This is a genomic window from Micromonospora sp. 15K316 (assembly GCF_004348525.1).
Classification (GTDB): domain Bacteria; phylum Actinomycetota; class Actinomycetes; order Mycobacteriales; family Micromonosporaceae; genus Micromonospora.
This window is the reverse complement of sequence record NZ_SMKG01000191.1, coordinates 1-11607: the sequence shown is the minus strand read 5'-3', so window position 1 is coordinate 11607 and position 11607 is coordinate 1. Positions and strand designations below refer to the sequence as shown.

The following is an 11607-nucleotide window of genomic DNA, read 5'->3' as shown; positions in this document are numbered from 1 at the left end:
AGGCGGGGGTGTGCCGTACGGTCGGGCCATGTCGAGTCGACCCGCTGCCGGGGGCGGCCGGTGGGTCGAGGTCGACCCGGGCCGGCTGGCCCGCTGGGTGGACGGGTTCGCCGGCCGGCACGGCCCGCCCACCGTCACCAGCCAGGCGTACGGTCTGCTGCTCACCGCCCCGGACGGCGCGATCGCCGAACTGCACGCTCCACCGGGCGCCTCCGTCGCCGCCGACGTGCCGGCCTTCGTGGCCGCCGCGTCGGCGCCCCGCCGGCTCGGTCTGCTGCTCGCCCGCAAGGGCGGGGTGGCGGTCGGGATCGCCGAGGGGGCGGAGCTCGTCGTGTCGAAGGTGGACACCCGCTACGTGCAGGGGCGGACGGCCGCCGGCGGCTGGTCCCAGCAGCGCTTCGCCCGGCGGCGCGACAACCAGACGAAGGCGGCGCTGGGCGACGCGACCGAGCTGGCGGTACGGCTGCTGCTCCCGCAGGTCTCGTCGCTCGCCGCGCTGGTCTGCGGCGGTGACCGGCGGGCCGTCGACACCGTGCTCGCCGATCGGCGGCTCGCCCCGCTGGCCGCGCTGCGCGCCGACCGGCTGCTCGACGTGCCCGAGCCCCGGCACGCCGTACTGCTCGGCGCGATCGCCGGCGCTCGCGCCGTGCACGTCCTGGTCCGTGACCCGGGCGGCGACGCGCCGGCCTGAGCGCCCGCCCGGGACGGCTGGCCGGCGGGCGGCGAGGCGCCGGCCTGGCCACACCGAACCTTCGTCGGCCCGAAGATCGACTCGGCTTCCTGGAAATCGGGGTGTCTCACCCGCGGCGACAGCCCGCCTTCCTGGAACCTGAGGTGATCGAGGTCGGTCCGCCCGCACCGGCCCAGATTCGTCCGTCCCGGCACGGGCTGCGGCCCGCGACTTGCCCGGGTCGACCGGTGCCAAGGTCGACGGGGCGCTCCGCACAGGCCCGGGCCCCCGGCGACGGCCAAGGGCCCGGGTGGGGAGCGGCGGGGCTCAGCCGTTGCCGAAGGTGTCGCAGGATTTCGGGTCGCCGGTGGAGTAGCCGCGGCTGAACCACTCCTTGCGCTGCGCGGAGGAGCCGTGGGTGAACTCCTCCGGGTTGACCGGCCGGTTCGCCCGGTCCGAGATGGCGTCGTCGCCGATCTTCTCCGCCGTGTCGATCGCCTGCTGGATGTCCTGCTCGGTGATGCTCGTGAAGATCCTCTGGCCGCCGGCGTCGGCGGTGCCGGTGGCGTTACGCGCCCAGGCGCCCGCGTAGCAGTCGGCCTGCAGCTCCAGCTTCACCGAGAGCGCGTTGGCGTTCTCCGGGTCGCGTTGCTGCTGGCGGCGCATCTGCGCCTCGGTGCCGATCAGGTCCTGCACGTGGTGGCCGTACTCGTGGGCGAGCACGTACGGCTGGGCGAACTCGCCCTCGGCGCCCAGCTGCTCGGCGAGCACCCGGTAGAAGCCGAGGTCGATGTAGACGAGGTCGTCCGCGGGGCAGTAGAAGGGGCCGACGCCGGAGTCGGCGGCGCCGCACGCGGTGTTGACGGACTGGCTGAAGAAGACGGTCCGCGAGGGCTGGTACTGCTCGCCGAACTCCTGCGGCAGCGCGCTGCGCCAGTACGCCTGGATCGAGTTGACGTAGAGGGTGTTGCGGCAGTCGAGCTGCTGCAAGGCATCGTCCGCCGAGCACTTCTGCTCCAGCGAGGTGTTGTCACCCGTCGGGTCGCCGCCGTCCATCGCGGCGTTGAGGCCGAAGCCGCCCCCGACCAGGGCGACCAGGACGGCGATGACGAGGCCCACGATCCCGCCCCGTCCGCCGCCGATCGGGATGGGTATCCCGCCGATGCCGCCTCCGCCCGACCCCCGCCGGTCGTCCACCTGGCTGGTGTCGATCTGCGCGTTCTCGTTCAGCTCCATCTGACCCCGATCGCCGATGTGTCCCTCTGGGTGGTTGCGGTACCGGACCGGGTCCGGACGTCTGGTTCGGTACCCGATGATCTTGATCGGTAATCCGGCGGGGGAGCCGGGAGCCGGCCGGTACACTTGTCGGGTGCTGCGCTGCGAAGGCTGAACCGCCCCACGCCGACGGGCCCGTCGCCCGCCGGCGTTTTCGCGTGCCCTGAGTCGGCCTTCCGGACCCCGAGAGCGAGTCTCACGACATGATCACTGCCACCGGCCTGGAGCTGCGCGCCGGCGCCCGGATCCTGCTGTCCGACACCACGCTGCGGGTGCAGCCCGGTGACCGGATCGGCCTGGTCGGGCGCAACGGCGCCGGCAAGACCACCACGCTGAAGGTGCTGGCGGGAGAGGGGCAGCCGTACGCCGGCCAGATCGACCGCCGCAGCGCGATCGGCTACCTGCCGCAGGACCCGCGCACCGGTGACCTTGAGGTGACCGGCCGCGACCGGGTGCTCTCCGCCCGCGGCCTCGACGTGCTCATGGCGCAGATGGCCGAGATCGAGGCCAAGCTCGCCGAGAACGCCGACGAGAAGCTGGTACGGCGCTACGGCGCGCTGGAGGACCAGTTCGCCTCCCTGGGCGGGTACGCCGCCGAGGCGGAGGCCGCCCGGATCTGCGCCAACCTCGGCCTGCCCGACCGGGCGCTCGCCCAGACCATCGGCACCCTCTCCGGCGGCCAGCGTCGCCGCATCGAGCTGGCCCGGATCCTGTTCCGCGACGCGGGCGAGAACGGCGGCGGCATCCTGCTGCTCGACGAGCCGACCAACCACCTCGACGCGGATTCGATCACCTGGCTGCGCGGCTTCCTCGCCAACCACAAGGGCGGGCTCATCGTGATCAGCCACGACGCCTCGTTGCTGGAGGCGGTGGTCAACAAGGTCTGGTTCCTGGACGCCACCCGCTCCGTGGTCGACGGCTACAACCTGGGTTGGAAGGCGTACCTGGAGGCACGGGAGACCGACGAGCGGCGACGCCGCCGGGAGCGGGCCAACGCCGAGAAGAAGGCCGGCGCCCTGATGGCGCAGGCGGACAAGATGCGGGCCAAGGCCACCAAGACGGTCGCCGCGCAGAACATGGCCCGCCGGGCCGAGAAGCTGATCTCCGGGCTGGAGGAGGTGCGGGTCGCCGACAAGGTGGCCAAGGTGCGCTTCCCGACCCCGGCGCCGTGCGGCAAGACGCCGCTGACGGCGACCGGGCTCTCCAAGTCGTACGGGTCGCTGGAGATCTTCACCGACGTCAACGTGGCGGTGGACCGCGGCTCGCGGGTGGCGATCCTGGGGCTCAACGGCGCCGGTAAGACGACCCTGCTGCGGATGCTCGGCGGCCTGCTCACGCCGGACACCGGCGAGGTGCACGCCGGGCACGGGCTGCGGCTGGGCTACTACGCCCAGGAGCACGAGACGCTGGACGTGTCCCGGACGGTGCTGGAGAACATGCGCGCCGCCGCCATCGAGCAGACCGACACCGACCTGCGGAAGATCCTCGGCGCCTTCCTCTTCTCCGGCGAGGACGTCGACAAGCCGGCCGGGGTGCTCTCCGGTGGCGAGAAGACCCGGCTGGCCCTGGCCACCCTGGTCTGCTCGGGCGCCAACGTGCTGCTGCTCGACGAGCCGACGAACAACCTCGACCCGGTCAGCCGGGAGCAGGTGCTCGACGCCATCGCCCGCTATCCCGGGGCGATCGTGCTGGTCACCCACGACCCCGGCGCGGTGCTGGCGCTGAAGCCGGACCGGGCGATCCTGCTTCCCGACGGTGACGAGGACGCCTGGAGCGACGACCTTCTCGAACTCGTGGAACTCGCCTGAGGGTCGGAACCACCCGCCTTCCCGCCGGGGAAGCACCGGTACGGGTGGGTTCGTGCGTCACCTATCGGGAAGCTGACATCGCATAGCGTGTCGGTTGGCGAATAGTTGATATCTGGCGCATGATCGTTCGAGGCGGTCTAATAGGTGGGACCGTATCCGAACCGCACAGTCTGGGACGTGAGGACACAGCATGGCAGCCACCGGCACAGCCACCAGCACTGAGAAGGGTCGCCGGATCGTCGGAGCCGAGCGTCAGACGCTCGCGAAGGACCTGGTTAAGCGGTACACCTCCGGTGAGAGCATCAGGGCGCTCGCGGCCTCGACCGGCCGTTCCTACGGGTTCATCCACCGGGTGCTCACCGAGTCCGGGGTGCAGCTGCGCCAGCGCGGCGGTGCCCGGCGCCGCAAGAAGGCGTGACCGAGCCCGTTACGTCGTCCATCAGCGCCGCCCCCCGGGTCGCCCGGTGACCGCCGACGCGACCGGAGTGCGGTTGGAATACGACGGGCCGGTCGCGACGGTCACGTTGTGCCGGCCCGACGTGCTCAACGCCCAGACCCCGGCGATGTGGCGTGCGATCAGCGCCTTCTCCCGGGAGCTCCCCGGCGACGTGCGCGTGGTGGTCGTACGGGGGGAGGGGCGGGCGTTCTCGGCCGGCCTCGACCTGTCGGTGGCCGGTGCCTCCGGGCCGGGCTCCTTCGCCGAGCTCGCCACCCTGCCCGAGCAGGAGTGCGCCGACCGGATCGCCGAGTTCCAGGCCGCGTTCACCTGGCTGCACCGTCCGGATCTCATCTCCGTCGCGGCCGTGCAGGGGCATGCCATCGGGGCGGGATTCCAGCTGGCCCTCGCCTGTGACCTGCGGGTTCTCGCCCAGGACGTGAAGTTCTCGATGGCCGAGGTGACGCTCGGCCTGGTGCCGGATCTCGCCGGCACCAAGCGCCTCGTCGAACTCGTCGGCTACTCCCGCGCGTTGGAGATCTGCGCCACCGGCCGCCGCATGGACGCCGCCGAGGCGGACCGGATCGGGCTGGCCACTCTCGTGGTACCGCCGGCCGAGCTGGACGAGGCGGTGCGCGATCTGACCGTCGGGCTGCTGGCCGGCGCCCGGGATGCGGTGGTCGAGATCAAGGCGCTGCTCGCCGGCGCCGCGGGGCGCTCGCACGCGGAGCAGCAGCGGGCCGAGCGGGAGGCGCAGACCCGCCGGCTGCGTGACCTCGCCGGGCGCGGCGAGTAAGGGTAAGGACCGTCCGGGAAGATCTGGGTTACGGCCGAGGTTGTCAGTGTCGTCGGGAGAATTGACCTGGGTGTGGTCTGCCCGACGATCCTGGAGGTGAGCGTGTCCAACCCGATGGGCGGCGGTGGCATGGGCATGGGCGGCTGGAGCATGCTCCGGTCGATGCGCAGTCAGGACGAGGTCTCGGCGCACCAGCTCAAGCGCGGCACTGCGAAGCGCATCCTCGCCTTCGCCCAGCCGTACCGGCGCGACATCGTGGTCTTCCTGGTCACCGTGGTCGTCGCCGCAGTGATCGGTGTGGCGACGCCGCTGCTCGCCGGTGACGTCATCGACGCGATCAACCGGGGCGGCACCGAGGCGGGCTCGCTGGTCGTACGCCTCGCCCTGATCATCGCGGGCCTCGCCGTCGCCGACGCGCTGCTCTCCCTCGCGCAGCGCTGGTACTCCGCCCGGATCGGCGAGGGCATCATCCTCGACCTGCGCACCCGCGTCTACGACCACGTGCAGCGCATGCCGTTGCAGTTCTTCACCCGCACCCAGACCGGCGCGTTGGTCAGCCGGCTCAACAACGACGTGCTCGGTGCGCAACGGGCCTTCACCTCGACGCTCTCCGGCGTCGTCAGCAACGTCATCCAGCTGGTGCTCACCGCCGGCGTCATGTTCACGCTCTCCTGGCAGATCACCGCGCTGTCACTCGTGCTGCTCCCGGTCTTCATCATTCCGGCCCGCCGGGTCGGGCGGCGTCTCGCCGACATCACCCGGGAGGCCTACAACCTCGACGCCCGGATGAACGCCACGATGACCGAGCGGTTCAACGTGGCGGGCGCGCTGCTGGTCAAGCTCTTCGGCCAGCCGGACGGCGAGGCGCGCCGGTTCGCCGGCCGGGCGGAGCGGGTACGGGACATCGGCATCCAGTCCGCCATGTACTCGCGGACCTTCTTCGTGGCGATGCTGCTGGTCGCCTCGCTGGCCCAGGCGCTCACCTACGGCCTCGGCGGGTGGCTCGCGGTCACCGGCAGCGTCAGCGCCGGCACGGTCGTGACACTCGCGCTGCTGCTCACCCGCCTGTACGGTCCGCTCACCGCGCTCTCCAACGTCCGCGTCGACGTGATGAGCGCCCTCGTCTCCTTCGACCGGGTCTTCGAGGTGCTCGACCTGCGCCCGGCGATCGAGGAGAAGCCCGACGCGGCGCCGGTGCCCCGCGGCAGCGGCCGGGTCGAGTTCCGTGACGTGCGGTTCCGCTACCCGAGCGCCGCCGAGATCTCGCTCGCCTCGCTGGAGGAGGTCGCCACCCTCGACCGGACGATCAGCGAGCCGGTGCTGCGGGGCGTCTCGTTCACCGCCGAGCCGGGACAGATGGTCGCCCTGGTCGGCCCCTCCGGCGCCGGCAAGTCGACGCTCTCCATGCTCATCCCGCGCGTCTACGACGTCAGCGACGGCCAGGTGCTCGTCGGCGGCGTCGACGTACGGGACGCCACGCTGGCGTCGCTGCGCGACGAGATCGGCGTGGTCACCCAGGATTCGCACCTGTTCCACGAGTCGATCCGGGAGAACCTGCGCTACGCCAAGCCGGACGCCACCGACGACGAGCTGTGGGCGGCGCTGGCCGGCGCGCAGATCGCCGACCTGGTCCGGTCCCTGCCCGACGGGCTGGAGACCACCGTCGGCGAGCGCGGCTACCGGTTCTCCGGCGGCGAGAAGCAGCGGATCGCGATCGCGCGGCTGCTGCTCAAGGCTCCGTCGATCGTCATCCTCGACGAGGCGACCGCTCATCTCGACTCGGAGAGCGAGGCGGCGGTCCAGCGGGCGCTCTCGGTGGCGCTGGCCGGGCGTACGGCCTTGGTGATCGCGCACCGGCTCTCCACGGTCCGCGACGCCGACCAGATCCTGGTCCTCGACGGTGGCCGGATCGTCGAGCGGGGAAAGCACGACGAGCTGGTCGCGGTGGGTGGGCTCTACGCCGAGCTCTACCGGACGCAGTTCGCGGTGGCTGACTCGCCAGCCCCGTACGCGGACGCGACCGGCCCCGAGCCGGTGATCATGCCGATGGGCAGCTACGTGCCCGAGGAGGCGCTCCCCCCGGCCGCCGCCAACTGATCGCGGCCCGGGCCGGCTCCCGACGTTAGAGAGCGGTCGACGCCTGGCGCAGCTCGGCGAAGGCGGCGCCCAGGCTCTCCGGGGTGAAGTGTGCGTTGAGCCCGCTCGGGTTGGGCAGCACCCAGAGCCGGGCGTCGGCCAGCCGCTCCGGTTGCGGGCCGAACGTCGCCTTGGGGCGGGCGAACCCGATCCGGTAGGCGGTCACACCGACCACCGCGACCCAGCGCGGCCGGTACCGCGCTACCTTCTCCCGCAGCGCCTCCGCCCCGGCCACCAGCTCGGCGGCGGTCAGTTCGTCGGCGCGGGCGCTGGCCCGCTCCACCATGTTGGTGATGCCGATCCCGTACCCGGGCAGCTCGCCCTGTTCGCTCGGGTGCAGCAGCCGCGGGGTGAAGCCGCCCCGGTACAGCGCCGGCCAGAACCGGTTGCCCGGCCGGGCGAAGTGCCAGCCGACGGCGGCCGACCAGAGGCCCGGGTTGATACCGACGAAGAGCACGTCGAGGCCGGGCGCGATGAGGTCGGGCAGGAGGCGGTCGGCCGCCGCCGCGAGCTCTTCCCGGGTCGGCCGCGGATACCGGTCGCCGGGACCGGTGACAGGACCGGGCCGGCGGTCGCCGAGCGGTGGCCCGGAGCCGGGGCGGCGGTCGCCGGGGGCGGGCGCGCCGCGGCGCGGCCGGCCGGGCCGACGACCGCCGGGCGGGTCGGGAGTCACAGCCCGCGCAGCGAGCCGCCGTCGACGGGGATGGTGACCCCGGTGACGTAGCTGGCGGCGGGGGAGAGGACGAATGCGGCGACGCGGCCGAACTCGGCGGGATCCCCGATCCGGCGCAGCGGGATGCCCGCCTCGATCTCGGCGAGCGCGCGCTCCGGGTCACCCGTGGCGGCGAGCAGTTCCTGGCTGCGGTCGGTGAGGATGCGGCCGGGGAGCAGGCCGACGACGCGGACACCGCGCGGGCCGTACTCGTCGGCGACGTCCTTCGCCGCGCCGGCCAGCCCGGGCCGCAGTCCGTTGGAGATGCCGAGCCCGGCCAGCGGGCTCCGCGCCGAGCTGGAGAGGACCAGCCCGATCGCACCGCCGTCGGGAAGGTTGGCGGTGATCGTCCGCACGGCGCGGATCGTGCCCAGGAAGATCGTCTCGAAGGAGGCGCGCCACTGCTCGTCGGTGACCGACGCGGCGTTGCCGGGCGGCGGCCCACCGACCGAGATCAGCGCGCCGTCGAGCCGTCCGAAGCGATCCTTGGCCGCCGCGACCAGGCGCTCCGGCAGGGTGGGGTCGCCCAGGTCGCCCGGCACCCCGACCGCCCGCTCCGGCCCGCCGAGGCGCTCCACGGCGGCGGCGAGCGTGTCGGCGTCCCGGGCGGAGAGCACCACGCGCGCCCCGTCGGTGACGAGGCATTCGGCGGTCGCGTAGCCGAGGCCCCGGGAGGCGCCGGTCAGCACGTACACCCGTTCGCTGAGTCCGAGATCCATGGTGCCGATCCTGCCGCACCGGTGTCAGCGGTCGCGACCCGCTGTGTCCAGACTCGCGCGAGGGGCGGGGCGGAGCAGGCGTACCCGGCCGGCGAGTTGCACCGCCACGGCGCCGCGCACGCGGCCCCACGCCGGCAGCCGGCGCGGGCGGGGCGGACGGTGCCCGTCGTAGCGGGCACCCGCCTCCCGGACGGCCAACTCCTCGGCGCCGAGCGGCGGCAGCGCCCCTTCGTCGCGCAGGGCGCGGGCGAAATCCCAGCCGTCCCGTAGCGATCCGCGGGTCGGCCGGTCGGCCGCCCAGGCCGAGAAGCGCGCCGGCCACTCGGCACCGAGGGCGGCGGCGAGCAGCGGCCAGTGCCGGGCCACCTCCCCGGCACGTTTGCGCAGCAACGCGGCCCGGGCCGCGGCCAGCGGCGCGGGGGCGAATCCGGGCGGGAGCGGCCCGCCGGCGACCAGGGCGGCGACCAGCTCCGCCTGCCGGGCGGCCAGGTCGTCCGCTCGGTGCGCGGCGTCGCTGCCGGTCACGTCACCACCGGGAACCCGGACGCGGCCGCGATGGCGTCGAGTTCGGCGCGCAGCGCCTGCGCCGGAGGGTACCCACCGTCTCGCTCCAGCAGCAGGGCCGGCGGCCGCCGCCGGGCGCAGAGCTCACCGATCAGCTCCAGCACCGGCGGGGGCACCGGGTCGGTGTGCGTGTCGTGGTAGAAGCCGCCGTGCTCGGCGCCGCCGGCCACGTGCACGTACGCGACCCGCTCCAGCGGCAGCCGGTCGAGCAGGTCGAGCGGGTCGGTGTTCCGGTTGCGCGCGTTCGCGTGGACGTTGGCGATGTCGAGCAGCAGCAGCGCGCCGGAGCGGTCGAGGATCTCGGTGAGGAAGGCGGCCTCGTCCAGCTCGTCGTCGGGCCAGTCGAAGAGCGCGGCGATCGGCTCCAGCGCGATCGGGACCGGCAACCGCTCCTGGACGCGCGCGACGTTCGCGCAGACCGCGTCGACGGCCGCCCGGCTGCGCGGCAGCGGCAGCAGGTGCCCGGCCTCCAGCCCGCCGGCCCGGACGAAGGCGATGTGCTCGCTGACCAGCGGCGCGTCGACCAACTCGGCGACCGCGGCGAGGTGATCGACCCTGGCCGGGTCGACCGGCTCCGCGCCGCCGAGGGAGAGCCGGACGCCGTGCGGTACGACGGTCACGCCCCGCCCGCGCAGCGCGGCGAGCCCCGGGGGCAACGGACCGGAGGGCGGGAGGGACTCGGCGACCACCTCGACGAAGCGCAGTCCGGGCAGTTCGGCGACGAAGCCGGCGATCTCGGGGCGCCAGCCGATGCCGACGCCGGCCGGGGCGCTCATCCGCCGCACCCGCCTCCGCACCCGCCTCCGCAGCCACCGCCCCCGCAGGAGCCGCCGCCGCACGAGCCGCCCTCGCCGCCGGAGCCGCTGCCACCACCGGAGGCGCCGACGCCTCCGTCGGAGATCGCCTGACGCGGGATCTCGGCCTGTTCGGCGAAGCCCGGGTCGAGCGCCCAGAGCGAAGCGGCGCCGAAGAGCGCCACACCGGTCGTCACGCCGGCCGCGCCGTACGTCGCGTACGCCGGGGCGGAGGAGGGTGCGAGGTGGGCGTGCTGGCGGCGCAGGTCGCGCAGGGCCTGCCGGCCGGCGCGGGTCACCCGGGGGACCCGGCTCAGGAACAGGGAGATCACGGAGAGCGCCAGCAGGCTGAGGAAGAGGTAGCCGACGGGCCGGCTGTCGGTGAGCCCGAGGAAGGTCCGCGCCACGCCGATGGCGAGCAGGGCGTACAGGGCGTACGAGGTGCGCCGGGCGGCGGTGCGCCGGGCCGGTGGCAGGAGCAGGCCGCGCCGTTCGAGACCCTCGCGCAGGTCGGTGAGCGCCCGGTCCACCCACTGGTCCCGGGGCAGCTCGCGGACCCGGGCCCGCTGCCCGGCCGCGTGCTGCACCGCCTGGTCCAGCGCGGTGGCCCCGGCGGGCAGGGGACCGGTCGTCTTCAGCTGGTGGTTCGCCCCGACGTCGATCGCGCCGACGGCCCGCAGCCCGGCGAGCGCCGTGTGCACGGCCAGCGTGTCACCACCGTTGAGGTACGCGGCCTGCTGCGGGGCGAGCGGGTCGTGGCCGCCCTCCCGCGCGTCGGCGCCGAGCCGGATCCGCTGGAGCACGGCGACGGCCACCACCACGGCCGCCGCGGCGAGGTAGAACCGGAGGAAGGTCGGACCGGAGATGCCCCACGTGTCGCCTGCAGCGGCGAGGTCGAGCTGGTTCATCGGCTGCTCCTGTCACCGAAGGGTCGGCGATCCCATTGTGGAGCAACCCGGCCATCGCGACGACCCCGTGCCGTGGGCCGGTCGCCGGGTTCAGCGCCGGCGGACCGCCTCCTCGACCAGGTCGAGCACGGGGTCGAGGTCGCCTGCGGGCCGCCCCATCGCCAGGTGCAGCACGAGGCCGTCGTAGGCGAGCTCGAGGAACTGGGCCAGCACGTCGATCGGGACGTCCTCGCGCAGCACACCCGCGTCCCGCTGCCGGGCCAGTCGGTCCCGGGTCGCCTCGGCGATGGCGGCGGACCGCTCGGCCCAGCGCCGGGCGAACGCCGGGTCGGTACGCAGCCGGCGGGAGACCTCGAGCTGGGTGCCGAGCCAGCCGGTGGTGTCCGGGGACATCGCGCCGGCCAGCAGGTCCCGCATCACCTGGACCAGACCGTTGCGGGCGACCGTCTCGACCATGGCCGCCGCGTCGTCCTCGGCCACGGCGAGGAAGAGTGAGTCCTTGTCGCGGAAGTGGTGGAAGATGGCGCCCCGGGAGAGACCGGTGGCCTCTTCGAGGCGCCGTACGGTCGCGCCCTCGTATCCGTGCCGCGCGAAACACGCCCGCGAGGCGGCGAGGATCTCCTGGCGGCGCGCGTCGAGCTGGTCTTGGCTTACTCTGGGCACGCGTCGATGGTCCCAGGTGGCGGGACGTCACGCAAACCGTACGTACGGCTTGGGATTGCGGGGACGGTGGCCGGCCGGCCGCCGGTCTAGCATCGCCCCGTGACGCTACCCTCCGTCCCCCTGCCC

12 protein-coding genes are annotated in these 11607 nt (G+C 73.8%); 5 read left to right on the top strand and 7 right to left on the bottom strand.

Going from position 1 to position 11607, the window contains the following annotated elements; translation table 11 throughout:
- Positions 1–28 precede the first annotated feature (28 nt).
- On the top strand, positions 29–691 hold the full coding sequence (locus E1211_RS25530) for an acVLRF1 family peptidyl-tRNA hydrolase (RefSeq protein WP_132351671.1): 663 nt from the start codon (positions 29–31) through the stop codon (positions 689–691).
- Between the two features lie 306 nt (positions 692–997).
- Here E1211_RS25530 and E1211_RS25525 read toward each other — a convergent pair whose 3' ends face one another.
- Entirely contained in the window at positions 998–1906 is a 909-nt protein-coding gene (locus E1211_RS25525; RefSeq protein ID WP_132351669.1) for a neutral zinc metallopeptidase, read from the bottom strand.
- 242 nt (positions 1907–2148) lie between these two features.
- Here E1211_RS25525 and E1211_RS25520 point away from each other — a divergent pair, with 242 nt between their 5' ends.
- From E1211_RS25520 to E1211_RS25505, 4 genes are all read left to right on the top strand, one after another.
- On the top strand, positions 2149–3753 hold the full coding sequence (locus tag E1211_RS25520; protein WP_132351667.1) for an ABC-F family ATP-binding cassette domain-containing protein: 1605 nt from the start codon (positions 2149–2151) through the stop codon (positions 3751–3753).
- A gap of 190 nt (positions 3754–3943) precedes the next feature.
- Positions 3944–4171 (top strand): helix-turn-helix domain-containing protein, encoded by a 228-nt coding sequence (locus E1211_RS25515; protein ID WP_007462679.1) that lies wholly within the window; start codon positions 3944–3946, stop codon positions 4169–4171.
- Positions 4172–4217: 46 nt separating this feature from the next.
- Complete coding sequence (locus tag E1211_RS25510) at positions 4218–4985, top strand: enoyl-CoA hydratase/isomerase family protein (protein WP_132351665.1); 768 nt, start codon at positions 4218–4220, stop codon at positions 4983–4985.
- Positions 4986–5099: 114 nt separating this feature from the next.
- Entirely contained in the window at positions 5100–7082 is a 1983-nt protein-coding gene (locus tag E1211_RS25505) for an ABC transporter ATP-binding protein (protein WP_132351673.1), read from the top strand.
- Positions 7083–7107: 25 nt separating this feature from the next.
- Here the strand turns inward: E1211_RS25505 and mug are convergent, their stop codons facing one another.
- The 6 genes from mug to E1211_RS25475 all read right to left on the bottom strand — a co-directional run bounded on the left by mug (position 7108) and on the right by E1211_RS25475 (position 11481).
- The gene (mug, locus tag E1211_RS25500) at positions 7108–7794 is read right to left on the bottom strand and encodes a G/U mismatch-specific DNA glycosylase (protein ID WP_132351663.1); all 687 of its coding nucleotides are present in this window, start codon (positions 7792–7794) and stop codon (positions 7108–7110) included.
- Positions 7791–8552: an SDR family oxidoreductase gene (locus tag E1211_RS25495; RefSeq protein ID WP_132351661.1), complete on the bottom strand. Its 762-nt coding sequence runs from the start codon at positions 8550–8552 to the stop codon at positions 7791–7793. The genes mug and E1211_RS25495 overlap by 4 nt, the downstream gene beginning before the upstream one ends.
- A 24-nt stretch (positions 8553–8576) precedes the next feature.
- Positions 8577–9077 carry a hypothetical protein gene (locus E1211_RS25490; protein WP_132351659.1) on the bottom strand — a complete coding sequence of 167 codons (501 nt, stop codon included), beginning with the start codon at positions 9075–9077 and terminating at the stop codon, positions 8577–8579.
- Positions 9074–9892 carry a DUF692 domain-containing protein gene (locus E1211_RS25485; protein WP_132351657.1) on the bottom strand — a complete coding sequence of 273 codons (819 nt, stop codon included), beginning with the start codon at positions 9890–9892 and terminating at the stop codon, positions 9074–9076. The genes E1211_RS25490 and E1211_RS25485 overlap by 4 nt, the downstream gene beginning before the upstream one ends.
- Entirely contained in the window at positions 9889–10818 is a 930-nt protein-coding gene (locus E1211_RS25480) for a TIGR04222 domain-containing membrane protein (protein WP_132351655.1), read from the bottom strand. The genes E1211_RS25485 and E1211_RS25480 overlap by 4 nt, the downstream gene beginning before the upstream one ends.
- Before the next feature lie 90 nt (positions 10819–10908).
- Positions 10909–11481 carry a TetR/AcrR family transcriptional regulator gene (locus E1211_RS25475; protein WP_132351652.1) on the bottom strand — a complete coding sequence of 191 codons (573 nt, stop codon included), beginning with the start codon at positions 11479–11481 and terminating at the stop codon, positions 10909–10911.
- Between the last annotated feature and the right edge of the window lie 126 nt (positions 11482–11607).

What these genes read in the sequence shown, in the direction of transcription:
- E1211_RS25530 (WP_132351671.1), top strand. Translation starts at nt 29, where the DNA reads ATGTCGAGTCGACCCGCTGCCGGGGGCGGCCGGTGGGTCGAGGTCGAC.
- E1211_RS25525 (WP_132351669.1), bottom strand. Translation starts at nt 1,906, where the DNA reads ATGGAGCTGAACGAGAACGCGCAGATCGACACCAGCCAGGTGGACGAC.
- E1211_RS25520 (WP_132351667.1), top strand. Translation starts at nt 2,149, where the DNA reads ATGATCACTGCCACCGGCCTGGAGCTGCGCGCCGGCGCCCGGATCCTG.
- E1211_RS25515 (WP_007462679.1), top strand. Translation starts at nt 3,944, where the DNA reads ATGGCAGCCACCGGCACAGCCACCAGCACTGAGAAGGGTCGCCGGATC.
- E1211_RS25505 (WP_132351673.1), top strand. Translation starts at nt 5,100, where the DNA reads ATGGGCGGCGGTGGCATGGGCATGGGCGGCTGGAGCATGCTCCGGTCG.
- E1211_RS25495 (WP_132351661.1), bottom strand. Translation starts at nt 8,552, where the DNA reads ATGGATCTCGGACTCAGCGAACGGGTGTACGTGCTGACCGGCGCCTCC.
- E1211_RS25485 (WP_132351657.1), bottom strand. Translation starts at nt 9,892, where the DNA reads ATGAGCGCCCCGGCCGGCGTCGGCATCGGCTGGCGCCCCGAGATCGCC.
- E1211_RS25480 (WP_132351655.1), bottom strand. Translation starts at nt 10,818, where the DNA reads ATGAACCAGCTCGACCTCGCCGCTGCAGGCGACACGTGGGGCATCTCC.